The 26,991-nt window shown below is 58.2% G+C and carries 27 protein-coding genes; 3 read left to right on the forward strand and 24 right to left on the reverse strand.

Annotation, left to right across the window (positions count from 1 at the left end; translation table 11 throughout):
• Positions 1–26: 26 nt before the first annotated feature.
• From OHJ17_RS15880 to yceD, 22 genes are all read right to left on the reverse strand, one after another.
• Entirely contained in the window at positions 27–566 is a 540-nt protein-coding gene (locus OHJ17_RS15880) for a glycine zipper 2TM domain-containing protein (RefSeq protein WP_002900781.1), read from the reverse strand.
• Positions 567–760: 194 nt separating this feature from the next.
• Entirely contained in the window at positions 761–2,065 is a 1,305-nt protein-coding gene (locus OHJ17_RS15885) for an NAD(P)/FAD-dependent oxidoreductase (RefSeq protein ID WP_002900778.1), read from the reverse strand.
• 244 nt (positions 2,066–2,309) lie between these two features.
• Positions 2,310–2,852, reverse strand: coding sequence for an alpha/beta hydrolase YcfP (gene ycfP / locus OHJ17_RS15890; RefSeq protein ID WP_002900775.1), 543 nt, complete (start codon positions 2,850–2,852; stop codon positions 2,310–2,312).
• A gap of 35 nt (positions 2,853–2,887) precedes the next feature.
• On the reverse strand, positions 2,888–3,898 hold the full coding sequence (nagZ, locus tag OHJ17_RS15895; protein ID WP_004147935.1) for a beta-N-acetylhexosaminidase: 1,011 nt from the start codon (positions 3,896–3,898) through the stop codon (positions 2,888–2,890).
• Between the two features lie 23 nt (positions 3,899–3,921).
• On the reverse strand, positions 3,922–4,749 hold the full coding sequence (gene thiK / locus OHJ17_RS15900) for a thiamine kinase (protein WP_015958182.1): 828 nt from the start codon (positions 4,747–4,749) through the stop codon (positions 3,922–3,924).
• On the reverse strand, positions 4,730–5,368 hold the full coding sequence (gene lpoB / locus OHJ17_RS15905) for a penicillin-binding protein activator LpoB (protein WP_014342994.1): 639 nt from the start codon (positions 5,366–5,368) through the stop codon (positions 4,730–4,732). The genes thiK and lpoB overlap by 20 nt, the downstream gene beginning before the upstream one ends.
• 21 nt (positions 5,369–5,389) lie before the next feature.
• Positions 5,390–5,764, reverse strand: coding sequence for a YcfL family putative periplasmic lipoprotein (locus OHJ17_RS15910; RefSeq protein WP_002900683.1), 375 nt, complete (start codon positions 5,762–5,764; stop codon positions 5,390–5,392).
• A gap of 4 nt (positions 5,765–5,768) precedes the next feature.
• Positions 5,769–6,125 (reverse strand): purine nucleoside phosphoramidase, encoded by a 357-nt coding sequence (hinT, locus tag OHJ17_RS15915; protein WP_002900681.1) that lies wholly within the window; start codon positions 6,123–6,125, stop codon positions 5,769–5,771.
• A gap of 261 nt (positions 6,126–6,386) precedes the next feature.
• A complete protein-coding gene (ptsG, locus tag OHJ17_RS15920) occupies positions 6,387–7,820 on the reverse strand; it encodes a PTS glucose transporter subunit IIBC (protein WP_002900680.1) in 1,434 nt (477 codons plus the stop codon).
• Between the two features lie 296 nt (positions 7,821–8,116).
• Complete coding sequence (locus OHJ17_RS15925; RefSeq protein WP_004140680.1) at positions 8,117–8,911, reverse strand: metal-dependent hydrolase; 795 nt, start codon at positions 8,909–8,911, stop codon at positions 8,117–8,119.
• A 10-nt stretch (positions 8,912–8,921) separates the two neighbouring features.
• Positions 8,922–9,926, reverse strand: coding sequence for a DNA polymerase III subunit delta' (gene holB / locus OHJ17_RS15930; protein WP_002900676.1), 1,005 nt, complete (start codon positions 9,924–9,926; stop codon positions 8,922–8,924).
• On the reverse strand, positions 9,923–10,564 hold the full coding sequence (tmk, locus tag OHJ17_RS15935) for a dTMP kinase (protein WP_002900674.1): 642 nt from the start codon (positions 10,562–10,564) through the stop codon (positions 9,923–9,925). Before tmk ends, holB begins: the two co-directional genes overlap by 4 nt.
• The gene (yceG, locus tag OHJ17_RS15940) at positions 10,554–11,576 is read right to left on the reverse strand and encodes a cell division protein YceG (protein ID WP_002900671.1); all 1,023 of its coding nucleotides are present in this window, start codon (positions 11,574–11,576) and stop codon (positions 10,554–10,556) included. Before yceG ends, tmk begins: the two co-directional genes overlap by 11 nt.
• 1 nt (position 11,577) lies before the next feature.
• Positions 11,578–12,387, reverse strand: coding sequence for an aminodeoxychorismate lyase (gene pabC, locus OHJ17_RS15945; RefSeq protein WP_021467041.1), 810 nt, complete (start codon positions 12,385–12,387; stop codon positions 11,578–11,580).
• A gap of 125 nt (positions 12,388–12,512) precedes the next feature.
• Positions 12,513–13,754: a beta-ketoacyl-ACP synthase II gene (fabF, locus tag OHJ17_RS15950; protein WP_002900666.1), complete on the reverse strand. Its 1,242-nt coding sequence runs from the start codon at positions 13,752–13,754 to the stop codon at positions 12,513–12,515.
• Between the two features lie 89 nt (positions 13,755–13,843).
• Positions 13,844–14,080, reverse strand: coding sequence for an acyl carrier protein (gene acpP / locus OHJ17_RS15955; protein ID WP_000103754.1), 237 nt, complete (start codon positions 14,078–14,080; stop codon positions 13,844–13,846).
• A gap of 210 nt (positions 14,081–14,290) precedes the next feature.
• A complete protein-coding gene (gene fabG / locus OHJ17_RS15960) occupies positions 14,291–15,025 on the reverse strand; it encodes a 3-oxoacyl-ACP reductase FabG (RefSeq protein ID WP_002899294.1) in 735 nt (244 codons plus the stop codon).
• 12 nt (positions 15,026–15,037) lie between these two features.
• A complete protein-coding gene (gene fabD, locus OHJ17_RS15965) occupies positions 15,038–15,967 on the reverse strand; it encodes an ACP S-malonyltransferase (RefSeq protein ID WP_009308402.1) in 930 nt (309 codons plus the stop codon).
• A gap of 15 nt (positions 15,968–15,982) precedes the next feature.
• Positions 15,983–16,936, reverse strand: a complete 954-nt coding sequence (locus tag OHJ17_RS15970; RefSeq protein WP_002899288.1) for a beta-ketoacyl-ACP synthase III — start codon at positions 16,934–16,936, stop codon at positions 15,983–15,985.
• A 53-nt stretch (positions 16,937–16,989) separates the two neighbouring features.
• Positions 16,990–18,087 (reverse strand): phosphate acyltransferase PlsX, encoded by a 1,098-nt coding sequence (gene plsX / locus OHJ17_RS15975; RefSeq protein WP_004224085.1) that lies wholly within the window; start codon positions 18,085–18,087, stop codon positions 16,990–16,992.
• A 203-nt stretch (positions 18,088–18,290) separates the two neighbouring features.
• Entirely contained in the window at positions 18,291–18,464 is a 174-nt protein-coding gene (gene rpmF, locus OHJ17_RS15980) for a 50S ribosomal protein L32 (RefSeq protein WP_000290724.1), read from the reverse strand.
• Between the two features lie 16 nt (positions 18,465–18,480).
• Complete coding sequence (yceD, locus tag OHJ17_RS15985; protein ID WP_002899276.1) at positions 18,481–19,002, reverse strand: 23S rRNA accumulation protein YceD; 522 nt, start codon at positions 19,000–19,002, stop codon at positions 18,481–18,483.
• 141 nt (positions 19,003–19,143) lie between these two features.
• Here yceD and OHJ17_RS15990 point away from each other — a divergent pair, with 141 nt between their 5' ends.
• The gene (locus OHJ17_RS15990; protein ID WP_002899273.1) at positions 19,144–19,728 is read left to right on the forward strand and encodes a Maf family protein; all 585 of its coding nucleotides are present in this window, start codon (positions 19,144–19,146) and stop codon (positions 19,726–19,728) included.
• A 37-nt stretch (positions 19,729–19,765) separates the two neighbouring features.
• Here the strand turns inward: OHJ17_RS15990 and rluC are convergent, their stop codons facing one another.
• Positions 19,766–20,719 (reverse strand): 23S rRNA pseudouridine(955/2504/2580) synthase RluC, encoded by a 954-nt coding sequence (gene rluC / locus OHJ17_RS15995; protein ID WP_267302402.1) that lies wholly within the window; start codon positions 20,717–20,719, stop codon positions 19,766–19,768.
• Between the two features lie 699 nt (positions 20,720–21,418).
• On the opposite strand from rluC, the gene rne reads away from it, so the two are divergent.
• Positions 21,419–24,652, forward strand: a complete 3,234-nt coding sequence (gene rne / locus OHJ17_RS16000; protein ID WP_032432884.1) for a ribonuclease E — start codon at positions 21,419–21,421, stop codon at positions 24,650–24,652.
• Positions 24,653–24,690: 38 nt separating this feature from the next.
• Here rne and OHJ17_RS16005 read toward each other — a convergent pair whose 3' ends face one another.
• Positions 24,691–25,719 carry a LysR family transcriptional regulator gene (locus OHJ17_RS16005; RefSeq protein WP_004218670.1) on the reverse strand — a complete coding sequence of 343 codons (1,029 nt, stop codon included), beginning with the start codon at positions 25,717–25,719 and terminating at the stop codon, positions 24,691–24,693.
• Between the two features lie 16 nt (positions 25,720–25,735).
• Here OHJ17_RS16005 and OHJ17_RS16010 point away from each other — a divergent pair, with 16 nt between their 5' ends.
• The gene (locus OHJ17_RS16010; protein ID WP_004176581.1) at positions 25,736–26,950 is read left to right on the forward strand and encodes an MFS transporter; all 1,215 of its coding nucleotides are present in this window, start codon (positions 25,736–25,738) and stop codon (positions 26,948–26,950) included.
• Positions 26,951–26,991 lie beyond the last annotated feature (41 nt).

Genomic DNA, 26,991 nt, shown 5'->3' on the forward strand with positions numbered 1-26,991 from the left:
GGGCTAATCACTACACAAATCTGTTTTTAGATTTTGTTGTTCAGGACCAGCTGGCCGTTGTTGTCCAGCGGGATCTGGCTGCCGGGATCGTGATCCATGCGGATTTTCCCCTGCTGATCGCCTATCTTATAGGTCACATCGTAGCCGAGCATTTTATCGGATTTATCATACACCGTTTTGCAGCGCTGCTGGGTGGTGGTGTAGGTATCGTTGTCCTGCATCGCGCCCTGGATCTGGTTGCCTGCATAGCCGCCGCCCAGCGCACCTACAACCGTCGCCACGCTGCGTCCGTGACCGCCGCCAAACTGGTGGCCAATCACCCCGCCCGCCACCGCGCCCAGCACCGAACCGGCGATGCGGTTTTCATCCTGTACCGGACGACGATGAGTCACCGTGACATTGCGGCATTCCTGACGCGGCGTTTTCACGGTTTCTTTAATCGGTGTACTGGAGACCACTTGCGCATACTGCGGGCCGCGATCCAACACGTTGAGACCAGCGACAGCTGCAACGCCCAGCGCGGCAGCCACGCCTATCCCTATACCCGCCAACATAGATTTATTCACGGGAGTTCCTCCTTTGTTGCTGTTGATACAATTTTGCAACCGGAGCCGGGAGGGCGCAAATCAGATAGCGGATGAAAAGTGCGAGAATTCGCTGCAAATCAAAGGGATTCAGAGGATTCCGAGCGGGATCTCTGCGGTTCCAGCAGAAGAGCCCGGAGGTGCCCTCAGAGCGCGCCTCCGGGTCGCGACAGCGATTAGTGCAGCTTCAGGCGCGGGCGAATGATGCGGTTGATGCGCCCGACCAGCATCATCAGGCCGGTCTTGAAGTAACCATGCAGAGCAATCTGGTGCATACGGTACAGGGAGATGTACACGAAGCGCGCAATGCGCCCTTCCACCATCATCGAACCGCGCATCAGGTTACCCATCAGGCTGCCGACGGTGGAGTAATTTGACAGCGACACCAGCGAGCCGTGGTCTTTATAGGTGTATGCCTTCAGCGGTTTGCCTTTCATCTGCGCCAGGATGTTGTTCAGCGCGCAGGTAGCCATCTGGTGCGCCGCCTGGGCCCGCGGAGGCACAAAGCCGCCTTCCGGACGGGCGCAGGAGGCGCAGTCGCCGATGGCGAAAATATCCGCATCGCGGGTAGTCTGCAGCGTCGGCTCGACCACCAGCTGATTGATACGGTTGGTTTCGAGGCCGCCGATCTCTTTCATGAAATCTGGCGCTTTGATCCCCGCCGCCCAGACCATTAGATCCGCCTCAATATATTCGCCATCTTTAGTGTGCAGGCCGCCCGCATCCGCGCTGGTGACCATGGTCTGCGTCAGAACCCGTACGCCCAGCTTAGTCAGCTCATTATGCGCTGCCCCGGAAATGCGCGGCGGCAGCGCAGGCAGAATGCGCTCGCCCGCCTCGACCAGCGTGACGTTCAGCGCTTCGTTGGTCAGCCCTTTGTAGCCGTAGCTGTGCAGCTGTTTCACCGCATTGTGCAACTCAGCGGAGAGCTCCACGCCGGTGGCGCCGCCGCCGACGATGGCGATATTTACTTTACCGTTAGCGCCGAGGTTAGCAGAGTATTTAAGGAACAGGTTGAGCATTTCCTGATGGAAGCGACGCGCCTGGTGCGGGTTGTCGAGGAAAATGCAGTTCTCTTTTACGCCAGGGGTATTAAAGTCATTCGAGGTACTGCCCAACGCCATGACCAGCGTGTCGTACGGCAGTTTACGCTCAGCCACCAGCAGCTCGCCTTTTTCATTGCGCAGCTCGCCGAGGGTGATGGTTTTCCCTTCGCGGTTGATATCAACCACCGAGCCCAGCTGGAACTGGAAACCGTGGTTGCGGGCATGGGCCAGATAGCTCAGCGCATCAACGCCTTCATCCAGAGAACCGGTGGCCACTTCGTGCAGCAGCGGCTTCCACAGATGGCTGTGGTTGCGGTCCACCAGAGTGATTTTCGCTTTCTTATGGCGCCCTAACTTTCTCCCCAGCTGAGTTGCCAGTTCCAGTCCGCCAGCGCCGCCACCCACAATTACGATTTTTTTCAATGGCGTAGTCATGTGTACCCCTAAAATTATTAACCAATTGTTAAATAAAAGTTATTGAAATAGCCTTTATTTAACAACAAGTTACGTTAATGAAACCATTCAGCACTGTCGAGAATACCATGAACGGTGCATTGGTCATACCAAAATTGATGTGCATCAAGTTTTGTCGCGTATTTTTTCAGCGAAACCAATAAGTGTAGACATGAAAAAACCCGCGTGGTGAACCCGACGCGGGTTTGGGAACAAGGGAAAGCAGTTAGCCGAGGGTTTTAAACGCTTTCAGCCGCTGCAGATGCGGCGAGATATTTTTAAACTTATGGGTCTGCTCTTCATCCCAGATAATTTCATAATAGTGGTGCAGGAGATCGGCGGAACGCTGGCTGTCCAACGCCTCGTCCTGGCGGGAAAGCACCACCAGGCAGCGATCGCGGTTCTTCTCGCGGAAGTTGGTCACGCACTTGGTGGCGATGTCAGCATACTCTTCCGGTCGGTCGATTTTGCCTTCCATGTTCTCATGCGGAAACAGGTTTGGATTGAACACCGCCTGGCGGATATCGCACAGAAAACCAATCCGCTCCGCCCAGTAGCCGCCAAGGCCGACGCCGCAGATCAGCGGCCGGTCATCGGCAGTGAGCTGCAGCATTTTATCGACCTCTTTCAGCAAATGCTGCATATCGTGCTTGGGATGCCGCGTGCTGTAGCTAATCAACCGCACGTCCGGGTCGATAAACTGCAGCTGCATCACCTTCTCATGGTTACCGGGGCTGTTCGAGTCAAAACCGTGTAAATAGATAATCATCGCATCCTCACCAGACAACAACGCCCCGTAGAGCGTTACGCGGACTTCGCCTCTTGCCAGCGCGCATGAAGCTGCTCCAGCTGGGCACTCACCGTTTTCCAACGGGCTGAATCCCTTAACTCCTGACGGGAAAAGGAACCTTTATGATACAATTTCGTAACACGCTCTGCTTTGATCGGCGACAGGTTATCCAGCACACTGACCGCGCCTTTACGATTATTGCAGACGAGGATCATATCGCAACCGGCGTCGAGCGATGCCTGACCGCGTTCGGCATAGCTGCCCATGATCGCCGCCCCTTCCATCGACAGATCGTCGGAGAAAATCACCCCGTCAAAGCCCAGTTCGCCGCGCAGCACCGTTTTCAGCCAGTACGCCGAGCCGCTGGCCGGACGCGGATCGAGCTCCGGGTAAATCACATGCGCCGGCATAATGGCGTCCAGACGCTGCTCGGCGATAAGGCTTTTGAACACCGCCATATCATGGTCGCGGATAACCGATGCCGCCCGCGGATCGAACGGCGTCTCTTTGTGCGAATCGGCAGTCACCGCCCCGTGTCCCGGGAAGTGTTTGCCGGTGGTTTTCATGCCCGCGGCGTGCATCCCGTCAATGAAGTGACGCGCCATCGTCAGCGCTTTCTGCGGATCTTCATGATAAGAACGTTCGCCGATTGCGGCGCTGATATGGCCGACGTCCAGCACTGGCGCAAAACTAATATCGATATCCATGGCGATCATTTCGCTGGCCATCAGCCAGCCGGCTTCGGCGGCCAGTTTGCCCCCCTCTTCCATCCCCAGCAGCGCGGCGAAAGACTGGGCCGCCGGTAAACGGGTAAACCCTTCGCGGAAACGCTGAACCCGCCCCCCTTCCTGATCGACCGCCACCACCAGGTGGTTCCGGGAGGCGTCGCGGATCTGGCGCACCAGCTCGCGCAGCTGCGCCGGATCGTGATAATTTCGGGTAAAGAGGATCAACCCTCCCACCAGCGGATGCGCCAGAATTTCTCGCTCTTCCGCATCCAGCTCATACCCTTCGACATCCAACATCACTGGGCCCACACTGACCTCTCTTATCCTTTACGTTCGTTGTCTAACTGACACCATATTTCATCTGCCAGCGTGATAAATTGCCGGTCCCCGCTCTGCCGCCAGCGCATTTCATACCAGCCCGCCATCAGCAGCAGTACCCACGGGCGCCAGCGCGCCACCTGCCGCCATAGCTGCTGCGCGTCGATGGCCGCCCGCCGGGCATACGCTTCTACCAGCCGACGGCGCTCGCCAGGCGTGATCCACACCGCGGCCAGCTCCAGCGCGATATCGCCATCGCCGGCATATTCCCAGTCGATCAGCCTCAGGCCGGACTCATTATGAATAATATTGCCGGCATGGACGTCCATGTGCAGCGGCGCCAGCCGCAGGGGACGGGGCTCGCCCTGGCGGCGCAGCCGCTGATGCCAGCGCAGCCAACGCGGCTTGCGCCGCGCCGGATCGCACCTCTGCCAGTACTGGGCCAGCAGTGGTGTGAGGCTAACCCGCCAGCCAAACCGCGGTTGCTGATGCAAATCATACAATAAGCCTGACAGCTGCGGGGAGGCCGGTAACTCGCTTTTCACCTCCCCTGCGCAATACTCCACCACCAACCAGCAGGGTGAGTAAAACAGCGGGGTTGGCGCCAGCCTGGCAGGCAGTCGGCGGAGTGCGTGATACTGACGGCGAAAATGGTAAGTGGCGGCAGACGGATCGTGCGGCTGACGCAGCACGTGCCGCCGGTCGCCGTCGCTGATAATCACACTGCCGCCGCTGAGGCCACTCTGGCTCAGCGAGGCGACAGGATGATAATGGGGAAAGAAGCGCGACAAGAGCTCGTCGCGCGTTAGCTTATTGTTGCTGAACAGCACCTTTACCTGACCAGATTATCTCACCGGTTTGCACCAGCATGAGCTGCATTTTCAGCTCAGGCGCGTTGACGTTGCCGGTGGCATTGGAGTAAAGCACATACTGCGCGCCCACGTTGCGGGCGATGCCCATGGCTTTGCTGCGGCTGCCAAGGCTGTCCTGCGGCGACAGGCCCAGCTGCTGCTTGGCGACCGCCAGCTGCTGCGCCGATACCAGGGTAAATTTGCCGTTACCGGCCAGCGCACTACGTAGCGCAGTGGTGGCTTCTCCAGCATTCAGCGAACCGTTGGTGCGGTTGTTCACGCTGTCAACCAGCAGAATACTGCCGGCATTGACCCCACTCGCCTGCAGCATCTGCCCCACCAGCGGCTGAACCGCGCCGTTCCAGTCATAATGACGCACGCGCGGCGCCGGCTGACCCGACTGCTGATCCTGATGCTCAATCGGCCCAGGCTGCGCCGGGACAGAGGGCACCGCCGGTACGGTCGGCACCGTGGGCTGCGGCTGCGCAGGCTGCTGCGGCTGCGGTTTGGCCTCTTCTACCGGCGCGGGCTGCTCCCGCAACCCCGCACAGCCTGCGAGGAATATCGCCAGTGCTGTGATTAACGCATAGCGACACATTTTCATCATTATAATTACCCCTTACAGATAAAGATAAAGGCGGGCCTTATGCGCCCCCAGGATATTGGCGCTGCCATATAACGTGACCGAGGAGCGGGCCGGTACCACGATGGTGCGCGGCGCGTCCAGCGGATGCATCTCCAGCCCTCGGGCGTCATACCAGAAAAAACGATAGTGCACGGTAACCGGCTGCTGGCGCTCGTTATATAGCGTTGAGGAGGCGGTAGCCTGAATCTCTGTCGCCACGACGGCAGGCTCGCTGGCGCTGATCCCCGCCGCCAGCACGCTCGACTCCATCACCAGCGCCTGCTGGTCAGAAACCGGGATCTCCGGGTGTGAACTACACCCGGCGAGTAGCCCCGCCGCCAGACACGCGCCCAAAAGGGTCCTGAGCATGACGTTAGCCTTTGTGCGCCAGCATCGGGCCAAGCGGACGACCGCCCAGCAGATGCATATGGATATGGTACACTTCCTGGCCGCCGTGGCGGTTGCAGTTGACGATCAACCGATAGCCATCGTCGGCAAGACCTTCATCGCGGGCGATCTTCGCCGCGACGGTCATCATCCGGCCCAGCGCCAGCTCATGTTCAGCGGTGACGTCATTTACGGTAGGAATCAGAACATTCGGGACAATCAGAATATGGGTGGGCGCCTGCGGGGAGATGTCGCGAAAAGCGGTCACAAGCTCATCCTGATAGACAATATCCGACGGGATCTCCCGGCGAATGATTTTGCTGAAAATCGTTTCTTCTGCCATGACTGATTCCTTATAAGTTTTATCCCGTGCGCTGGCCTGCTTCTGCAGATAAACGCGGACGCACAGGTTCCGCTAAGAGTATGAGCGACATTCTCCCTCTCTTTCAACCTGAAAGCTCTTTTTCTTATTCAACTATAGACTTAGCTGCTGAGGGAATAAGCATATGGCGGACTGTTTTCAGGGTTATCGCTTGTGGGGCACCGACTTTAGCGCATAAAAAAGGCAGCCAGTTGGCTGCCTTAGTCTCCCCGATACTACGTCTTAACTGTTACGGATGTACTCATCCATTTCAGTTTTCAGGTTATCGGACTTGGTACCGAAGATGGCCTGTACGCCAGAACCTGCCACTACCACGCCAGCGGCGCCCAGTTTTTTCAGGCCAGCCTGGTCAACTTTCGCTACATCCGCCACGCTAACACGCAGACGAGTAATACATGCGTCGAGGTTGGTGATGTTCTCTTTACCGCCGAAAGCGGCGACCAGAGCCGGAGCCATCTCGCTGGTGGCGCCAGCTTTGCTCTCTTCGGTGGTGTCTTCACGACCCGGTGTTTTCAGATCCAGGGCTTTAATCAGCACACGGAAAATGACGTAGTACACGATCGCATAGCAGATACCAACAATCGGGAACAGCCACAGTTTGCTGCTGTTACCGGACAGCACGATAAAGTCGATCAGGCCGTGAGAGAACGAGGTACCGTCACGCATACCCAGCAGGATACAGATCGGGAACGCCAGGCCCGCCAGAATGGCATGGATAACGTACAGGATCGGCGCCACGAACATGAACGAGAACTCGATCGGCTCGGTGATACCGGTCAGGAACGAGGTCAGCGCGGCGGAGATCATGATACCGCCCACTTTGGCGCGGTTTTCCGGTTTAGCAGAGTGCCAAATAGCGATAGCCGCTGCCGGCAGACCATACATTTTGAACAGGAAGCCGCCAGACAGTTTGCCCGCCGTCGGGTCGCCTGCCATGTAGCGCGGGATATCGCCGTGGAACACCTGACCAGCCGCGTTGGTGTATTCGCCGATCTGCATCTGGAAAGGAACGTTCCAGATGTGATGCAGACCAAACGGCACCAGGCAACGTTCGATGAAACCGTAGATACCAAACGCCACCACTGGGTTCTGATAAGCAGCCCACTGGGAGAAGGTTTGGATCGCGGAGCCGATCGGCGGCCAAATGAAGGAGAGGATCACGCCGGTGAAGATAGCGGCCAGACCAGAGATAATCGGCACAAAACGCTTGCCCGCAAAGAAGCCGAGATATTCTGGCAGCTTGATGCGATAGAAGCGGTTGAACATGTAGGCGGCGATAGCACCGGAGATAATACCGCCAAGCACGCCGGTATCAGCAAGGTGTTTTGCCGCAATCTCGTCAGCAGGTAAATGCAGCACCAGCGGCGCAACAACCGCCATGGTTTTCACCATGATGCCGTAAGCCACGACTGCAGCCAGTGCGGATACACCGTCGTTATTGGTGAAGCCGAGGGCCACACCGATAGCGAAGATCAGCGGCATATTGGCGAAAACTGAACCGCCTGCTTCTGCCATAACGTGGGAGACCACGGCTGGCAGCCAGCTGAAGTTAGCGGAACCGACGCCCAGCAGGATACCTGCGATAGGCAGTACGGATACCGGCAGCATCAGCGATTTACCGACCTTCTGCAGGTTAGCAAATGCATTCTTAAACATAATTGAGAGTGCTCCTGAGTATTTGGTACTTTTTTACGCTTTCACGCATTGGCCCGGGGGGAGAACCGTGCCGTGGACAGGACATCTAAGCGCCCTTTATTTATTACACAGAGTAAAATAATTAACGGGATGATTGTTTGACGGCTATCACGTTTCAATCAGCCTTCCGGTAAAAATTTACATCAACTTACATAAATTGTATCCAGATGTTGCTAAAAAACCTTCACCGCCACTTTTGTGGCGGTGAACTTTACTCGCTTTGGCTATTAATTACGAGCCTTAAAATAATAAGCAGATCAAGCAGGTTGCAAACGGGCGGGGTCGATGTGGAACAGGGTGGCAAAATTGTCGGTGGTCTGCTGAGCCAGCTGCTCAAGCGACACCCCCTTCAGTACCGCCATATACTCGGCAACGTCACGGACCAGCGCCGGCTGGTTCTCTTTGCCGCGGTGGGGGACCGGCGCCAGGTACGGCGAATCGGTTTCAACCAGCAGGCGATCCAGCGGCACGTAGCGCGCCGCATCACGCAGCTGCTCGGCGTTACGAAAAGTGACGATACCGGAAAACGAGATATAGAACCCCATATCGAGCAGCTTGCCCGCTGTCTCCCTGTCCTCAGTGAAACAGTGTAGTACGCCACCGCAATCCGTCACCTTTTCTTCGCGCAAAATAGCCAGAGTATCGGCACGCGCGTCACGGGTATGGACGATCACCGGCTTATTGAGCTCACGGCCGATACGAATGTGGTCGCGGAACGAGCTTTGCTGTTGGGCTTTAGTTTCCGGGGTATAAAAATAATCCAGACCGGTCTCCCCCATCGCCACGACGCCCTCTTCCGCTGCCAGCGCGCGCAGAGTCTCTACCTCCCAGGGCTCGTCCTGGTTTAATGGGTGTACGCCACAGGAGAAGACGACGTTGTCACGCGTCCCCACCAGTTCGCGCATACTGCGGTAGCCAGGCAGCGTCGTGGCGACGGCGAGGCAAAATTTCACATCGCGTGCGGCCGCTTTTGCCAGCACGTCGTCGACGTTTTTGTGTAGAGTTTGATAATCCAGACCATCAAGATGGCAGTGGGAGTCGACTAAAAACATAATGTCTCACTCAGAGGTGGGAGACGGGTAAACCCGTCCCGGGTTGCAGGTAATGTTCCCAGCGCAGCAGGCGCTCGGTAAGCAGCAGTTCGCGGTTGACACCGACAACGTTGAGCAATTGCTCGCGGCAGGTACAGACGTCATGGGCAATCGCCTGCAGCCGGGCGGCGGGCAGGCTGTGCGCCAGCTGCTCCAGCAGCGGCCAGACGTCAGGGTTACTCACCAGGGTAATCCCCTGCTGTCGTTTTTGCGCATCGACCAGCAGCGACGCCAGCCAGTGCAGGCGAACCGCCGCCTGTTCATGATTGAGTATCGGCAGCAGCGCCAGCCAGTCACCGCTCGCCAGGGTAGCCGCCAGCGCCTGACACAACTGCTGCCGCGCCGTCCACAGCGGTTCCTGTAACAGTTCGAGCGCCGCAGCCGGCGCGCTGGCGCACAGGCGTAACGCGGTCAACAATGACTCCTGCGGCAGGCTCACCTCACGCTCCAGCCAGGCCAGAGCATAAGGCTCAGACGGCGGCGCCAGATGATGCAGGCGACAGCGGCTGCGCAGAGTGGTCAGCAGACGCGCCGGCTCCTCGCAGGCGAGGAAGAACCAGGTATTCTCCGGGGGCTCCTCCAGCGTTTTCAGCAACGCGTTGGCGGCGGCATCGGTCAGCAAGGCAGCATCGCTAATCCAGACCACTTTTGCCCCACCAAGGCGCGCATGTTCATAGAGCTTTTCATTGACATCGCGCACCGCGTCAATACCCAGCGCGCTCTTGCCCTTCTCGGGGCTGAGCGCATAGTAATCGGGGTGCGTGCCGGCCTGCATCAGCTGACAGCTATGGCAGTGGCCGCAGCTTTTATGTCCTTCGGGCTGGCGGCACATCAGGAAGCGGCACAGCGCGTAAATCAACGCCTCGCCGCCCATCCCGTTCAGGGACTGTAACAGTAAGGCGTGGTGGCCTCGTCCGGCCTGATAGCTACCGACCAGTTGCTCGAACGAGGGGCGCAGCCACGGATACCATTTCATGCCGCTTGCTCCGCCATCCACTGGGCGATCGTGGCGCGAATGTCGCGCGCCACGGCATCCAGCGGCTGAGTTGCGTCAACCGTGCGGATAGAAGGATCGGCGGCGGCCAGCTCAAGATAGCGCGCGCGGGTACGGTTGAAAAAGTTCATGGACTCCTGCTCAATGCGATCCAGCTCGCCGCGGGCCCGGGCGCGCTGCAGCCCCACTTCCGGCGTGACGTCGAGATACAGCGTCAGATTGGGGCGAAAATCACCGAGTACCGCGTCGCGCAGCGTCGCCAGCATCGTGCGGTCAATTCCCCGGCCGCCGCCCTGATAGGCCTGCGTCGACAGATCGTGACGATCGCCGATCACCCACTGGCCGCGGGCCAGCGCGGGCTTAATCACGGTCTCCACCAACTGGACGCGCGCCGCGTAAAACATCAGCACTTCCGCTTTATCGTTAATCACTTCATCGCCCGTGGACTGGATATCCAGCACCAGGCTACGCAGTTTTTCGGCAAGGATTGTGCCCCCCGGCTCGCGGGTAAACACCATATCGTGAATACCCGCCGACTGCAGCGTCTCCACCACCAGTTGACGTGCGGTGGTCTTCCCGGCGCCCTCCAGCCCCTCGATGACGATATAGTTACTGCGCATTTTTTTCCTTAAGTACTTTCAGATAATCCTGCACCGCACGGTTATGACTGACCAGGTTTGTGGTAAACGTATGGCCCCCTTTCCCGTCGGCGACGAAATAAAGATATGGCGTTTTCGCCGGATGGGCGGCCGCCTTCAGCGAGGCCTCGCCCGGCACCGCGATAGGGCCCGGCGGCAAACCGCTGATGGTATAAGTATTGTATGCGGTCGGCGTCTCGAGATCCTTACGCGTTAACTTACCAGTATATCCTGCGCCCATCCCGTAGATTACGGTCGGATCGGTCTGCAAGCGCATACCGATGCGCAGGCGGTTGATAAATACCGACGCGACGCGGTCGCGCTCTTCCGCTACCGCGGTCTCTTTTTCAATAATCGAGGCCATGGTCAACAGCTGGTTCTGATCGGCATAGGGCAGATTCTCCATCCGTCCTTCCCAGACCTTCGCCACTTCGGCGACCATTTTCTGATGCGCGCGCTTGAGGATGGCGATATCGCTGGTGTTGGCGGTGTACATCCAGGTATCCGGCCAGAACCAGCCCTCTACCCAGTCGGCATGCTCAAGACCTAATGCCTTAGCCACCGTCGCGTAGCTATCGTCTTCAAGCGTGTGCTTCACGTACGGGGCATCGCGCAGCTGGCGCAGGTAGTCGCTGACGCGCATGCCTTCGACAAAGCGCAGCGGAAACTGCGCCTCTTTGCCGCTGGCCAGCAGCTGCAACATCTCGCGCACCGTCATTTGCGGCGTGAAGCGATAGGTCCCGGCCTTGAAGTGAGACAGCTCAGGTTCCACCCGTAGCAGCCACTGGAAAACGCGCGGGCGATTGATCACCTTCTCGCGATAGAGATCCTGGCCCAGCGCCAGCCGGCCGGTGCCGGCTTCGAGGGTAAAGATGGTCTCTTCCTTAATCAGCAGCTTGCTGTCCGCCAGCTGGCGTACCTTCCACATGCCTGCCGCCGCGGCGATGCCCAACAGCACGACCAGCAACAGGATAAAACGTAACATTTTCTTCATACTAACCAGACAGCTCACACAAAGGGGCTAAAAAATGGTAAAGCTCACGCGAGGACCAGGTGGTCTCCTCCCAGCGGCGAACCGGCACCAGCGGCATCAGCGCATTGCAGATCAGCACTTCATCGGCCTCCCGCAACGTCTCGGGACGCGCTGTCACTTCGACAACGCGAAACGTCGATGGTGCCAGCTGCGCGATACAGCGCTGCCGCATAATGCCGTTGACCCCGGCATAATCGAGTCGCGGAGTAAATACATCACGTCCCTGACGCCAGAATAAATTCGCGGCACAGCATTCCGTAAGCCACCCGTCACTGTCAAGGACCAGCGCCTCATCGGCGTCCGTCTGCTCAAGATGAGAGCGGATCAGTACCTGCTCAAGGCGATTAAGGTGCTTCAGGCCGGCAAGCCAGGAGTTGCGCCCCAGGGGCACCGGACTCTGGGTCAGAGTAATGCCCTCCTCCCGCCAGCGCGCATAATGCGCCGGGTATGGAGAGAAGCTGAGAATGCGAGTGGGCGACACGCAGCCTGCCGTACTGTATCCCCTTCCCCCAACGCCGCGGGTGAGAGTCACCTTGAGCACGCCCTGCGCGTGCGGCCGAGCCAGACGCTGCATCTCTTCGCTCAGCGTCAGCCAGTCGTTAAATGGGATATGTAATTTTTCACAGGTTGTCTGTAAACGCTGCAGATGGGCGTCCAGTAGCGCAACCTGCCCTTGCTGGATGCGGGCGGTGGTAAAACAGCCGTCGCCAAACTGGATGGCGCGATCGTTCGCTGCCAACGTGTCCTGTACAACGCCGTTTATCAAGAACATAAAGGACTCCTTTTCACTGGTCGGTCAGTGTGTCAGGACCCAGAGCAGAGAACAAGGGGAGAAAGCTGAATAAAAAAGGCCCGACGAACGGGCCTTTTGTTAAAGCAGTGCCGGGGCAAGCCCTGTCACACTTTTTTGAAGATCAGCGAACCGTTAGTGCCGCCAAAGCCGAAGGAGTTGCACAGGGTGTACTCCATACCGGAAACCTGACGCGCTTCGTGTGGAACGAAGTCGAGGTCGCAGCCTTCATCCGGGTTGTCGAGGTTGATCGTCGGCGGAACCGCCTGATCGCGCAACGCCAGGATAGAGTAAATCGACTCTACCGCCCCTGCCGCACCCAGCAGATGGCCGGTCATGGATTTGGTAGAGCTCACCAGTACGCGGCTCGCCGCATCACCGAAGACAGACTTAACCGCCTGCGCTTCCGCTTTATCGCCGGCCGGCGTCGAGGTGCCGTGGGCGTTGACGTAGCCGATCTGGCCTGGTTCGATGCCCGCATCGCGAATAGCATTCACCATTGCCAGCGCGGCGCCCGCGCCATCTTCCGGCGGTGACGTCATGTGGTAAGCATCGCTGCTCATGCCGAAGCCAACGATCTCGGCGTAGATTTTGGCGCCGCGTTTTTTGGCATGCTCGTACTCTTCCAGCACCACCATACCCGCGCCGTCTCCCAGCACGAAGCCGTCACGATCTTTATCCCACGGACGGCTCGCCGCCTGCGGGTTGTCATTGCGCGTGGAGAGCGCACGCGCCGCGCCGAAGCCGCCCACGCCAAGCGGGGTGCTGGCTTTTTCCGCGCCGCCTGCCACCATCGCATCGGCATCGCCATAGGCGATGATGCGCGCGGCCTGGCCGATGTTGTGCACGCCTGAAGTACACGCGGTCGCGATAGAGATACTTGGCCCACGCAGACCAAACATGATGGTCAGATGTCCGGCCACCATGTTAACAATTGTGGAAGGAACGAAGAATGGGCTGATCTTGCGCGGTCCGCCGTTAACCAGCGAACTGTGGTTTTCTTCGATCAAGCCGAGACCGCCGATACCGGAGCCGATAGCGGCGCCAATACGGGTTGCATTCTCTTCCGTCACTTCAAGGCCAGAATCCTGCATGGCCTGAACGCCAGCGACAATTCCATATTGAATGAAGGCATCCATCTTGCGCTGTTCTTTGCGCGAGATAATGTCATCACAGTTAAAATCCTTTACTAAGCCAGCAAATTTCGTTGCATAGGCGCTAGTATCGAAATGGTCGATCAGGCTGATGCCACTCTGACCGGCAAGGAGAGCTTTCCAGGTAGACTCTACGGTATTGCCGACAGGAGACAACATGCCCAGTCCGGTCACAACTACACGACGCTTAGACACGTTTGTCCTCCAGGGAGGGAAAATAGATTCTTGTGGGACAATAAAAAGATAAAACTCAGGCGGTCGAATGACCGCCTGGAGATGTTCACTTACGCCTGGTGGCCGTTGATGTAATCAATGGCAGCCTGAACGGTGGTGATTTTCTCAGCTTCTTCGTCCGGAATCTCAGTATCAAACTCTTCTTCCAGAGCCATTACCAGCTCAACGGTGTCAAGAGAATCAGCGCCCAGGTCTTCAACGAAGGAAGCATTGTTGGTAACTTCTTCCTGCTTAACGCCCAGCTGCTCGCCGATAATTTTCTTAACGCGTTCTTCGATAGTGCTCATACTCTTAAATTTCCTATCAAAACTCGCTTTCGCGATGGTTTTCGTAGTGTATAAAATGTTGAAAAATTTGCAACTAAATCCCGGCAGGTCTTACCACGATTTTGCGCTATTTTGAGGCCGTTTGCCCTAAGAACGCAAATCTTTTCGCACAAAACCGCACAGAGAACCGTGCGAAGTGCGCGGTTCCTGAACATTTTGCACAAATCTCGGTCAGACCATGTACATTCCGCCGTTGACGTGCAGCGTTTCACCAGTGATGTAACTTGCTTCGTCAGAGGCTAAAAATGCAACCGCGCTGGCGATTTCATTTGGGGTGCCAAGGCGCCCCGCAGGAACTGCCGCCAGCGTACCCGCACGCTGCTCATCGGTCAGCGCACGCGTCATGTCCGTTTCAATAAAGCCCGGAGCAACAACGTTTACAGTAATACCGCGGGACGCAACTTCACGCGCCAGTGATTTACTGAAGCCGATCAGACCCGCTTTCGCCGCGGCGTAGTTGGCCTGACCGGCATTTCCCATGGTACCAACCACAGAACCGATAGTGATAATACGTCCATGACGCTTTTTCATCATAGCGCGCATTACCGCTTTTGACAGACGGAAAACCGATGACAGGTTGGTTTCGATAATATCGTTCCACTCGTCATCTTTCATGCGCATTAACAGATTGTCGCGAGTGATCCCGGCATTATTCACCAGGATATCCACTTCGCCAAACTCTGCGCGCACATTTTCCAGAACAGATTCAATAGATGCCGGGTCGGTCACATTCAACATCAGACCTTTACCATTGGCGCCTAAATAGTCGCTGATCGCCTGCGCGCCGCTTTCGCTGGTCGCAGTACCGATAACTTTCGCGCCACGGGCGACGAGCGTTTCAGCGATAGCACGGCCAATACCGCGGCTTGCACCGGTAACCAGCGCGATTTTTCCTTCAAAACTCATGGTTTTCCTCTTTTATTGCTCAAGCGCCGCAGACATCGCCGCCGGCTCGTTAAGCGCGGAAGCGGTCAGGGTGTCAACAATACGTTTGGTCAGGCCGGTGAGGACTTTACCCGGGCCAACCTCATACAGGTGCGATACGCCCTCGGTAGCCATAAACTCAACGGTTTTGGTCCACTGCACCGGGCTGTACAGCTGGCGCACCAGCGCGTCGCGAATGGCGTCCGGCGCGGTTTCGCACTTCACGTCGACGTTATTCACCACCGGAATCGTCGGCGCGTTGAAGGTGATTTTCTGCAGCTCTACCGCCAGTTTTTCTGCGGCTGGCTTCATCAGCGCGCAGTGGGACGGCACGCTCACCGGCAGCGGCAACGCGCGTTTGGCGCCGGCGGCTTTACAGGCGGCGCCAGCGCGTTCAACGGCCTCTTTATGCCCGGCGATAACCACCTGGCCCGGAGAATTGTAGTTCACCGGAGAGACCACCTGCCCTTCGGCAGATTCTTCACAGGCTTTGGCGATAGCGGCGTCGTCCAGACCGATAATCGCGGACATGGCGCCGGTACCTTCCGGTACGGCTTCCTGCATGAATTTACCACGCAGCTCAACCAGGCGCACGGCATCAGCGAAACCGATAACGCCCGCGCATACCAGCGCGGAGTATTCGCCGAGGCTGTGACCCGCCAGCAGCGCTGGCGCTTTGCCGCCCTGCTGTTGCCAGACGCGGTACAGCGCCACGGAGGCGGCGAGCAGCGCCGGTTGAGTCTGCCAGGTCTTATTCAGTTCTTCTGCCGGGCCCTGTTGCGTCAGCGCCCACAGATCGTAACCCAACGCTGCGGAAGCTTCACCGAAGGTCTCTTCAATGACCGGCCAGGCGGCAGCCATTTCGGCCAGCATGCCTACGGCCTGAGAGCCCTGCCCCGGGAACACAAATGCGAATTGCGTCATGTTTAAATCCTTATACTAAAAACGAACCAGCGCGGAACCCCAGGTGAAACCGCCACCAAAGGCTTCCAGCAAAATCAGCTGACCGCGCTGAATACGGCCATCGCGGACGGCCTCATCCAGCGCGCAAGGGACTGACGCCGCGGAGGTGTTGCCATGGCGGTCGAGGGTCACAACGACGTTATCCATCGACATACCCAGTTTCTTCGCCGTCGCGCTGATAATACGCAGGTTAGCCTGATGCGGCACCAGCCAGTCCAGCGCTGAACGTTCAAGATTATTCGCTGCCAGCGTTTCATCAACGATGTGCGCCAGCTCGGTGACCGCCACTTTGAAGACTTCGTTGCCGGCCATCGTCAGATAGATCGGGTTTTCCGGATCGACGCGATCGGCGTTCGGCAGGGTCAGCAGTTCGCCATAGCTGCCGTCGGCATGCAGATGCGTCGAGATAATGCCCGGCTCTTCGGAGGCGCCCAGCACAACCGCGCCGGCGCCGTCGCCGAAAATAATAATCGTTCCGCGATCCGCCGGATCGCAGGTGCGCGCCAGCACATCGGCGCCAACAACCAGCGCATAATCTACCGCGCCGTTCTTCACATACTGATCGGCGACGCTTAGCGCATAGGTGAAACCGGCGCAGGCGGCGGCGACATCAAACGCCGGGCAACCCTTAACGCCCAGCATTGACTGGATCTGGCATGCAGAACTCGGAAACGCGTGCGTGCCGGAGGTGGTCGCAACGATAATCAGACCAATTTGCTCCGCGGACACGCCCGCCATCGCCAGCGCCTGCTTTGCGGCTTCAAAGCCCATCGTAGCAACTGTTTCATGCGCTGCGGCAATACGACGCTCACGGATACCTGTGCGGGTGACAATCCACTCGTCAGAGGTTTCTACCATTTTTTCCAGGTCGGCGTTTGTACGCACTTGCTCGGGCAGATAGCTGCCGGTACCAATAATCTTCGTATACATGTACGCTCAGTCACTCTTGGGTGATATACCCGCCTCGTTCAACCGCCGCGGCGTCAATCGTGGCCATTCGTCCCGCTTTGCTGTCGGGCGTTCACGTCACTGTCGCTTTCCGGCAGCTCGAAACCAGCTGGGTATAAAGATTCCAGGCGCGCGGCGATCCGCTGAGGGATCTGCCGCTGCACCGCCTGCACTGCCTGCTCTATCGCGACGCTAAAGGCGCGTTGATTGGCAGCACCATGACTCTTGATCACGGAACCGCGCAATCCTAACAGACAGGCGCCATTATACTGGTCGGGGTTGAGGTGACTGAATCGCCTCGCCAGGCTTTTTTGTAACCAACGTTTTAGTAACAGCAGCCACCACGACCGTTTTTTGCCCTCTCCCTGAGATTTCAGCAGTGAAAGGAACATTCTGACAACACCTTCCATGGTTTTTAATGTGACGTTGCCCGTGAATCCATCACAAACCAGCACATCGGTTTTTCCGGTCAACAGTTCATTGGCTTCAAGATAGCCGATGTAGTTGAGGGAAGGCAGCGTTTTGAGCACTGCGGCAGCATCGCGGATGCTGCCAAGGCCTTTCATCTCTTCTTCGCCGATGTTCAACAAAGCGACGCGGGGGTTGGCAATGCCGACCACTTCTTCCGCCAGCACCGCGCCCATTACCGCGAACTGCACCAGCATCGTGCTGTCGCAATCGACGTTGGCGCCGAGATCCAGCACCACGGTTTTGCCCTTCTGCTGGTGCGGTAAAACCGTCACCAGCGCCGGCCGCTCAATACCTTCGATCGGTTTGAGCAGCAGTTTCGCCAGACCCATCAGCGCGCCGGTGTTGCCAGCGCTGACGCAGGCTTGCGCCCGCCCTTCTTTCACAAGCTCCAGCGCCACGCGCATTGAGCTTCCGCGACTGCTGCGGATAGCCTGCGCGGGTCGCGCATCACTGGCAATAACTGACTGCGCAGGAATAATCTGCAGACGCGAACGTTGTTCGAAGTCAGCTTTGGCGAGTAATGGCGTGATGGCGTCGGGATCGCCGACTAAAAGAAGTGTGAGTTGCGAATTAGAGTTCAGTGCCTGCAGTGCTGCAGGCACCGTCACGGATGGGCCGAAATCGCCCCCCATGACATCTAACGCCAGGGTTAGACGTGTCAAGGTATCGTCGCTGCCCGGTTCGGTGATTCCCCAGTTGCCCGGGGAGTCCTCACTAAGCTTCATCACGCTGGCACCCGCGAATATTCACGCTGCAGACGCAACAATCCGGGCATAAATGCCCCCAGCGACCGGGTTAACCGAGTTTCCAGGGACGCACACGCCCGCCATGGCCTGCAACGGGAAATCCTGCGAGTATCGCGTGATTACTTAGCGATAACCTTGCGACCGCGGTAGAAACCGTCGGCAGTGATGTGGTGACGCAGGTGTTTCTCACCAGAAGTTTTGTCTACAGACAGGCTGGTGACTGCGGTCAGCGCGTCATGGGAACGACGCATGCCACGTTTGGAACGGGTTGGTTTATTCTGTTGTACGGCCATGGACCTTACTCCTCAATTACTTACGCTTTAAGCTGGCTAATACGGCAAATGGGTTTGGTTTTTGTGCCTCTTCAGGCAGTTCGCCAAAGACCATGTCCGCGTCGGACACTTCACAGTGTTCAGAATCATGCACCGGAACTACGGGCAGGGAGAGGATAATTTCATCCTCGACCATTGCCTGCAGGTCGATTTCACCGAATTCGTTAACCTCAATCGGCTCATACGCTTCCGGTAGTGCTTCGGCCTGTTCGTCATTTCTGACGGGGCTAAAACAATACGTGGTGTGGACGTGATGGGAGAACGGTTTCCCGCAACGCTGGCATTCGAGAGTTACCGTTACCTTTGCATCGCCAGTAATAACGGCGAGACGCTGGTTATCGATAGCGAACGACATGCTGCATTCCACATCGCTGTCCACGCTGACTACAGAATCGGTTACACGTTCAACCTGATCGCGGGCATAGATGCCTTCGTAATCAAGGCGTTTTTGAGCCGTGCGTACCGGATCAAGAGTCAGGGGTAATTTTACCTTTTGCATAGGGCGCGCATATTAACTTTGTAATGTCATAGAGTCAAAGAAAAAGGCAGCCTCAGGTTGCCTTTTGCCATTTATTCGCACACATTGCGGCGCATAGTTTAAGATGATGCTCTGCGAAGCGCTATATGTGGATGAAAAAATATGTCTGATCTTATCCTCGCGTCAACCTCTCCCTGGCGGCGCATGCTGCTGGAAAAACTGGGTTTACCGTTTGAATGTGCCGCGCCTGACGTCGACGAAACGCCCCGGCCTGATGAATCCGCACGTCAGCTTGTCACCCGACTGGCGCAGGCCAAAGCGCAAAGTCTGGCCACACGCTTCCCTAATCACCTTATTATAGGCTCCGATCAGGTTTGCGTACTGGACGGTGAAATCACCGGCAAACCGCACACCGAGGAAAATGCCCGCAGGCAGTTAAGAAAGGCCAGCGGGTCAATCATTACCTTTTATACCGGACTGGCGCTGTACAACTCTGCCAGCGGCCATCTGCAAACCGAATGCGAACCCTTTGACGTTCACTTTCGCCATCTCAGTGATAAAGAGATAGAAGGCTATGTGCGCAAAGAGAACCCGCTGCAGTGCGCCGGGAGTTTCAAGAGCGAAGGATTGGGCATTACGCTGTTCGAACGGCTGGAAGGCCGCGACCCGAACACCCTGGTCGGTTTACCCTTAATCGCGCTCTGTCAGATGTTGCGCCGTGAAAACTACAACCCGCTGTTAGGCTGAGGCAAAAAAAACGGCGGAACTGATTCCGCCGTTGCGCTTATTTGCTCTTCCGTAGCACCTGTAAACAGTGCTTCAGCTGGTTGTCCAGCGGCGCCTCAACGCGCATCACCTCCCCGCTCCCCGGGTGGGTAAACTTCAGCGCCGCCGCGTGCAGGAACAGGCGGTTTAAGCCGGTAGCGGACAGCTGCTTGTCGAACTCGCGGTCGCCATAGCGGTCGTCAAAAGCGATAGGATGGCCGGCATACTGGGTATGAACGCGGATCTGATGCGTGCGGCCGGTGACCGGGCTGCAGCGCACCAGCGTGGCGAATTCGTAACGCTCTTCCACTTTAAAGCGCGTCTCCGACGGCTTGCCTTCCTGACTCACGCGAACGATGCGCTCCCCGCTCTGCAGAATATTCTTCAACAGCGGGGCCTGGACCACTTTGGTATGCGACTGCCACTGGCCGCGCACCAGCGCCAGATAATCTTTCTGCATGCCTTTATCGCGCAGTTGCTCGTGCAGCGAACGCAGCGCTGAGCGCTTTTTCGCCACCAGCAGCACGCCGGAGGTATCCCGGTCGAGACGATGCACCAGCTCAAGGAAACGCGCCTCCGGGTGCAGGGCGCGCAGCCCTTCAATCACGCCGAAGCTCAGGCCGCTGCCGCCATGTACCGCGGTACCAGAAGGCTTATTGAGCACCAGAATATGATCGTCTTCATAGAGGATCACCTCAGAGAGCGCGGCCACTTTCTGCAGGTGCGGCGATACCGCCTCTTCTTCACGCTCCGCCACGCGCACCGGCGGGATACGGACTTCATCGCCCGCTTCCAGCTTATACTCCGGCTTCACGCGCTTTTTGTTTACCCGCACCTCGCCTTTACGCAGGATGCGATAAATCATGCTCTTCGGTACGCCTTTCAATTGCGTACGCAAAAAGTTGTCGATACGTTGCCCCGCTTCATCAGCAGCAATGGCAACCATTTTTACGGTTGGGGTCTCAGTTTTCATGGTGCGCGATTCTAAATAGCCGGACGCATTAGCGCCACTCATTTTTATATGCTTATATTTATCATTATCCTGTTTTCACGGTTTACCTGACCGCCATTTTGTTTGTTATTAGAACAATCTGTATGGGCAGGTGATAAAACTGTGAGTAACCGGGTGATAAAAGGTGAAAGTCAACTTGCTATAACAAGGTTAGCAATGGAATAATGAGACCGTTTTCCGTATTGCATCTTGTTAGAACAAGACATTAGCGGAATGACCAATTTTGTCTGACCGATCGCCCACGCAGCAATGGCGTAAGACGTTGTGATCTTTCAGACAGTTAGCGGGCTGCGGGTTGCAGTCCTTACCGGTACAGGCTCTATGGATTTCAAGTCGCAGGAAGGCGTCAACTCCGGGACTCCCGGGAGCTCATCTGGATCGCCAGATCGAGGTGAGCAGGTTAAGCCACCATGCCTGCAACGCGAAAGACGACGAGTATAAATGGAATATTCTCTGGTGATACATCCCAGGCTGTTCCCCTGAATAATTGCGCTGTGTTTCCGTTTGAAACACAGGCGACCGACACTCTGCGCCTCTTAAGCGCGCGACAACCGTGAGGTTGGCGACGTGAACCAGACACGAGGCCATCGGTTTTCCCCCGGAAAGGCATTACTCTGCCCGCAGCTTAGTCGTCAATGTAAGAATAATGAGTAAGTTACGATGAAAAGAATGTTAATCAACGCAACTCAGCAGGAAGAGTTGCGCGTCGCCCTTGTTGATGGGCAGCGCCTGTACGACCTGGATATCGAAAGCCCCGGGCACGAACAGAAAAAAGCGAACATCTACAAAGGCAAAATCACCCGCATTGAACCCAGCCTTGAAGCCGCGTTTGTTGATTACGGCGCCGAGCGTCATGGTTTCCTCCCCCTCAAAGAAATCGCCCGCGAATACTTCCCCGCCAACTACAATGCGCATGGTCGTCCTAATATCAAAGACGTACTGCGGGAAGGTCAGGAAGTTATCGTGCAGATTGATAAAGAAGAACGCGGCAACAAAGGCGCTGCGCTCACCACCTTTATCAGCCTGGCGGGCAGCTATCTGGTACTGATGCCGAACAACCCGCGCGCCGGGGGAATTTCCCGCCGTATCGAGGGCGACGACCGTACCGAACTGAAAGAAGCGCTGGCGAGCCTGGAGCTTCCGGACGGCATGGGCCTGATCGTTCGCACCGCTGGCGTCGGCAAATCCGCCGAAGCCCTGCAGTGGGACCTGAGCTTCCGCCTGAAGCACTGGGAAGCGATTCAGAAAGCCGCGGAAAGCCGTCCGGCGCCGTTCCTGATCCACCAGGAAAGCAACGTCATTGTCCGCGCCTTCCGTGACTACCTGCGCCAGGACATCGGCGAAATCCTGATCGATAACCCGAAAGTGCTTGAGCTGGCGCGCCAGCATATCGCCGCGCTGGGTCGTCCGGATTTCAGCAGCAAAATAAAACTGTACACCGGTGAAATCCCGCTGTTCAGCCATTATCAGATCGAATCGCAAATTGAGTCCGCCTTCCAGCGCGAAGTGCGCCTGCCTTCCGGCGGGTCTATCGTTATCGATAGCACCGAAGCGCTGACCGCGATCGATATCAACTCCGCCCGCGCCACCCGCGGCGGCGATATCGAAGAGACAGCCTTCAATACCAACCTCGAAGCGGCTGACGAAATTGCCCGCCAGCTGCGTCTGCGCGACCTCGGCGGCCTGATCGTTATCGACTTCATCGATATGACCCCGGTTCGCCACCAGCGCGCCGTGGAGAATCGTCTGCGCGAAGCCGTCCGTCAGGACCGGGCGCGCATTCAGATCAGCCATATTTCGCGCTTCGGCCTGCTGGAGATGTCCCGTCAGCGCCTGAGCCCGTCGCTGGGCGAGTCCAGCCACCACGTCTGCCCGCGCTGCTCCGGCACCGGCACCGTGCGTGATAACGAATCGCTGTCGCTCTCTATTCTGCGTCTGATCGAAGAAGAAGCGCTGAAAGAGAATACCAAAGAAGTCCACGCCATTGTTCCGGTACCGATCGCCTCCTATCTGCTGAACGAAAAACGTGCCGCAGTGAGCGCTATCGAATCCCGTCAGGGCGATGTGCGCGTTATTATCGTGCCAAACGACGAAATGCAAACGCCGCACTACTCCGTCCTGCGCGTGCGCAAAGGTGAAGAAACCCCAACGCTGAGCTATCTGCTGCCGAAGCTGCATGAAGAAGAGATGGCGCTGCCAGGCGACGATGAGCCGGCGGAGCGGAAACGTCCGGAACAGCCGGCCCTGGCCGCTTTTGTCATGCCAGATGCGCCGCCAGCCCCGATGCTCGAAGAACCTACCGCCGCGCCTGTCGCCGCAGCGGCACCGGTCGCGGCCGCCGCACCGGCGCAGCCTGGCCTGCTCTCACGCTTCTTCAGCGCGCTGAAGAATATCTTCTCTGGCGCCGAAGAGGCCAAACCGGCTGAAGTTCAGATCGAGAAGAAAGCGGAAGAAAAACCGGAGCGTCAGCAGGAGCGTCGTAAACCGCGCGCCAACAACCGCCGCGACCGCAACGACCGCCGTGATAACCGCGACAATCGTGACAACCGCGATAACCGTGACAATCGCGACACCCGTGCGGACAATGCCGAGGGCCGTGAACCGCGCGAATCGCGTGAAGAGAATCGTCGCAACCGTCGCGAGAAGCCGTCGCAGAACGTGGAAGCCCGTGATGTTCGCCAAACCTCAGGCGACGACGCGGAGAAAGCGAAATCCCGTGACGAGCAGCAGCCGCGCCGCGAACGCACCCGCCGCCGCAATGACGACAAACGTCAGGCGCAGCAGGAAGCCAAAGCGCAGACTCGCGAAGAGCCGGTTGTGCAGGAGACGGAGCAGGAAGAGCGTGTACAAACTCTGCCGCGTCGTAAACCGCGCCAGCTGGCACAGAAAGTGCGCGTTGAGTCCGCTGTCGTCGAGCCAGTTGCCGAGATCGTGCCAGAAGCCGTAGTGGCTGAAGTTATCGCTCCGCACAGCGAGCCGGTGAAAGCCGAGCTGCCGGCAGGGGTGGAGAGCGTGGCGGACCAGGACGAAAATGGCGAATCCCGTGAAGCGAACGGTATGCCGCGTCGCTCACGTCGCTCCCCGCGTCACCTGCGCGTCAGCGGTCAGCGTCGTCGTCGCTATCGTGACGAACGCTATCCGACCCAGTCGCCTATGCCGCTGACCGTAGCCTGCGCATCGCCGGAGATGGCTTCCGGTAAAGTCTGGATCCGCTACCCGGTGGTTCGTCCGCAGGATCAGCAGCCGGAAGAGGTTCAGGTTCAGGACGCCAGCGTCGCGAAAACTGTCGAGGCAGTAGCGGCCCCGGTTGCCGTCGTTGAAACCGTTACCGCTGCGCCGGTCACCGTCGAGCCGGCTACCATGGAACCAGTAACCGCTGAGCCGGTAGTCGTCGAGCCGGTAGCGGCCGCCGAGCCGCTGGTCGTTGATGCTGCGGAAGTTGTCGCGCCAGCAGCCGTCGAGCCAGCGCCTCAGGAGCCGGTCACCGAAGCACCGGCTGTCGAAGCGCCTCAGGCTATCGCGCCAGTGACGCTCGACGCCGAGCCGGTGGTGGTAGAACCTGAAGCGGTGGAAACGACGCCTGTCGTTGCAGCGCCAGTGGAAACTATCGCCCCGGTCGCAGAAACCGTGGAGCAAGCGCCAGTGACCGAAGCGGCCCCTGCCGAACCGGTCAAAGCCGAGCCCCCGGTGAGCAAGCCGGTCGTAGTGGCGGGTCATCGCCATGCCACCGCGCCAATGACCCGTGCGCCAGCTCCGGACTATGTCCCGGAAGCACCGCGTCACAGCACCTGGGTGCGCCCGCCGTTCGCCTTTGAAGGTAAAGGCGCCGCCGGTGGTCATAGCGCGACCCATAAAGCCACCGCTGAACCGACTCGCCCACAGCCCGTCGAGTAAGCGTGCTTAATAAAAAAACCGGCCTTTGGCCGGTTTTTTTATGCGCTTTGCGGACGCTGCATCCCGGCGAGATCCGGCATGATCTCCCGCATCAGGTCGAGGAACTTACGCAGGCGTGTCGGGTAATAGCGCGCCCAGGGATAAACCAGATGAACCGGCAGCGAGGCGGGTCGCCACTGCGGGAACAGCTCAATCAGCCGTCCGGCGGCAATATCCTCCACGACCGTCCAGCTGGACACCATCGCCACCCCCAGCCCCGCCAGCGCGGTGTTGCGCGCGACGTAAAGACTGTCAGTGCTCAGACAGGGAGTAATCGCTGTAGAGACAATCTGCCCGCTTGCCTGATGCCTGAGCCGTACCTCATGCTGATAAAAGGTATTAATGGCGATCCATGGCAGGCCCGATAACGCCTCCAGCGAGGTTAACGGCGGATACTTCGCCAGAAGCTCAGGAGAAGCCACTACGCAGCGCGGCACTTCCGCCAGCAGTACGGATACCGTTGCTGGATCCACCTCCGCCCCCACGCGAATAGCGCAGTCGATATTATCGCTGAGGAAGTCGACGGTATTATCGTTTAGCATCCACTCCACCGACAGCTGCGGATGGCGCTGTAGAAATGCCACCAGCGGCGCCAGCAGCTGCTGCTGGCCAAACGCGTGGGGCGCCCGCACTCGCAGAACGCCCACCGGCCGATCGTCGGCAATACGCAGGTCATCCTCCAGCGCCAGCCAGGCGTCCACCACCTGACGGGCGTGACGATAACAGCGTTCGCCATCGTCAGTGAGCTTCATCGCATGGGTGGTGCGCAGGATCAGCTTAACCCCCAGCAGCCCTTCAAGGGACTGCAGGCGGCGGCTGACGGTCGCCTGGGTAGTGTCCATCTGCCCTGCGGCGGCGGAGAGCGATCCGGCCTCTACGATGCGGATATAGGTGCGCATCAGCTCAATGCGGTCTATACGCTCTTGTCTTTTCATTTTCCTTTTGCCTATACGTGCTACGTATAACCGTTTTACCACCAGCCCGGCTACCGCGCCAGTCGCGTTCAGGGAAAAATAGCCCCATCGCATCTATGAGGCATTGAACATGACACCGACTTCACTTTCCACCCGCGACGCAGGCTGGATTATCTTCATTCTCGCACTCGGCGCCGGCTTTAGCGTCGCCTCTATTTACTACGCGCAGCCGCTGCTGCCGTTGATGGGCGCCAATCTCCACCTGACTGTAGAAGGTATGGGTCTGGTCCCTACCCTGACGCAGGCGGGTTATGCGCTCGGCATTCTGTTCCTGCTCCCGCTCGGCGACCGCCACGATCGCCGCCGGCTGATCCTGGTGAAAAGCGCGCTGCTGGCGCTCCTGCTGCTCCTGTGCAGCCTCACCGGCCAGCTCAGCTCACTGCTGGTGGTCAGTCTGCTGATCGGTATGGCGGCGACCATGGCGCAGGATATCGTCCCGGCGGCGGCGATCCTCGCCCCGGCGGGCAAGCAGGGAAAAATGGTGGGCACGGTGATGACCGGGCTGCTGCTGGGGATCCTGCTCTCCCGGACGGTCAGCGGCGTGGTGGGCGCCGTATTCGGCTGGCGGGTGATGTATCAGGCGGCGGCGGTCAGCGTCGCGCTGATTGGCCTGGTAATGTGGCGCGTCCTGCCGCGCTTCGCTGTGCACTCGACGCTGAGCTATCCGCAGCTGATGGCCTCGATGGCGCATCTGTGGCAGCGTTACCCGGCATTACGCCGCGCCGCGCTAGCTCAGGGCGCGCTCTCCATCGCTTTTAGCGCCTTCTGGTCGACGCTGGCGGTGATGCTCTCCGAACACTATCACATGGGCAGCGCAGTAGCGGGCGGTTTCGGTATCGCCGGGGCCGCCGGGGCGCTGGCCGCGCCGCTTGCCGGCGGTCTGGCCGATAAATTTGGCGCCGGTAAGGTGACACAGATGGGTGCGGCGCTGGTCACCCTCTCCTTTGCCCTGATGTTTATGCTGCCGCTGCTGCCAGTGCACGCTCAGTTGGCGCTGATTGCCCTGTCGGCGATTGGCTTTGACCTTGGCCTGCAGTCAAGCCTGGTGGCGCATCAGAACCTGGTATATGGCCTTGAGCCACAGGCCCGCGGCCGCCTCAACGCCCTGCTGTTCACCGTGGTGTTTATCGGGATGTCGCTGGGGTCGGTGCTGGGCAGTAAGCTGTACGTGCTGGCCGGCTGGAACGGAGTGGTCACGCTGGCAGTGATCACTGGCGCGCTAGCCCTGGCGATCCGTCTGCTGGAGAATGCCCGCATCCTCGCTGCCGAACGCAGCGCATCATAAAAAAACCCCGCTTCGCCTGCGGCGAAGCGGGGTTTTTCTAC

The organism is Klebsiella sp. KP20-425-1 (genome assembly GCF_025813515.1).
Lineage (GTDB): Bacteria > Pseudomonadota > Gammaproteobacteria > Enterobacterales > Enterobacteriaceae > Klebsiella > Klebsiella pneumoniae.

Bases quoted from the DNA above. Each gene is read 5' to 3' on its own strand.
- OHJ17_RS15885 (WP_002900778.1), bottom strand. From the start codon at position 2,065: ATGACTACGCCATTGAAAAAAATCGTAATTGTGGGTGGCGGCGCTGGC.
- ycfP (WP_002900775.1), bottom strand. From the start codon at position 2,852: ATGATTATCTATTTACACGGTTTTGACTCGAACAGCCCCGGTAACCAT.
- nagZ (WP_004147935.1), bottom strand. From the start codon at position 3,898: ATGTTGGATGTCGAAGGGTATGAGCTGGATGCGGAAGAGCGAGAAATT.
- lpoB (WP_014342994.1), bottom strand. From the start codon at position 5,368: ATGTGTCGCTATGCGTTAATCACAGCACTGGCGATATTCCTCGCAGGC.
- OHJ17_RS15910 (WP_002900683.1), bottom strand. From the start codon at position 5,764: ATGCTCAGGACCCTTTTGGGCGCGTGTCTGGCGGCGGGGCTACTCGCC.
- hinT (WP_002900681.1), bottom strand. From the start codon at position 6,125: ATGGCAGAAGAAACGATTTTCAGCAAAATCATTCGCCGGGAGATCCCG.
- ptsG (WP_002900680.1), bottom strand. From the start codon at position 7,820: ATGTTTAAGAATGCATTTGCTAACCTGCAGAAGGTCGGTAAATCGCTG.
- OHJ17_RS15925 (WP_004140680.1), bottom strand. From the start codon at position 8,911: ATGTTTTTAGTCGACTCCCACTGCCATCTTGATGGTCTGGATTATCAA.
- holB (WP_002900676.1), bottom strand. From the start codon at position 9,926: ATGAAATGGTATCCGTGGCTGCGCCCCTCGTTCGAGCAACTGGTCGGT.
- tmk (WP_002900674.1), bottom strand. From the start codon at position 10,564: ATGCGCAGTAACTATATCGTCATCGAGGGGCTGGAGGGCGCCGGGAAG.
- yceG (WP_002900671.1), bottom strand. From the start codon at position 11,576: ATGAAGAAAATGTTACGTTTTATCCTGTTGCTGGTCGTGCTGTTGGGC.
- pabC (WP_021467041.1), bottom strand. From the start codon at position 12,387: ATGTTCTTGATAAACGGCGTTGTACAGGACACGTTGGCAGCGAACGAT.
- acpP (WP_000103754.1), bottom strand. From the start codon at position 14,080: ATGAGCACTATCGAAGAACGCGTTAAGAAAATTATCGGCGAGCAGCTG.
- fabG (WP_002899294.1), bottom strand. From the start codon at position 15,025: ATGAGTTTTGAAGGAAAAATCGCGCTGGTTACCGGTGCAAGCCGCGGT.
- fabD (WP_009308402.1), bottom strand. From the start codon at position 15,967: ATGACGCAATTCGCATTTGTGTTCCCGGGGCAGGGCTCTCAGGCCGTA.
- OHJ17_RS15970 (WP_002899288.1), bottom strand. From the start codon at position 16,936: ATGTATACGAAGATTATTGGTACCGGCAGCTATCTGCCCGAGCAAGTG.
- rpmF (WP_000290724.1), bottom strand. From the start codon at position 18,464: ATGGCCGTACAACAGAATAAACCAACCCGTTCCAAACGTGGCATGCGT.
- yceD (WP_002899276.1), bottom strand. From the start codon at position 19,002: ATGCAAAAGGTAAAATTACCCCTGACTCTTGATCCGGTACGCACGGCT.
- OHJ17_RS15990 (WP_002899273.1), top strand. From the start codon at position 19,144: ATGTCTGATCTTATCCTCGCGTCAACCTCTCCCTGGCGGCGCATGCTG.
- rluC (WP_267302402.1), bottom strand. From the start codon at position 20,719: ATGAAAACTGAGACCCCAACCGTAAAAATGGTTGCCATTGCTGCTGAT.
- rne (WP_032432884.1), top strand. From the start codon at position 21,419: ATGAAAAGAATGTTAATCAACGCAACTCAGCAGGAAGAGTTGCGCGTC.
- OHJ17_RS16005 (WP_004218670.1), bottom strand. From the start codon at position 25,719: ATGCGATGGGGCTATTTTTCCCTGAACGCGACTGGCGCGGTAGCCGGG.
- OHJ17_RS16010 (WP_004176581.1), top strand. From the start codon at position 25,736: ATGACACCGACTTCACTTTCCACCCGCGACGCAGGCTGGATTATCTTC.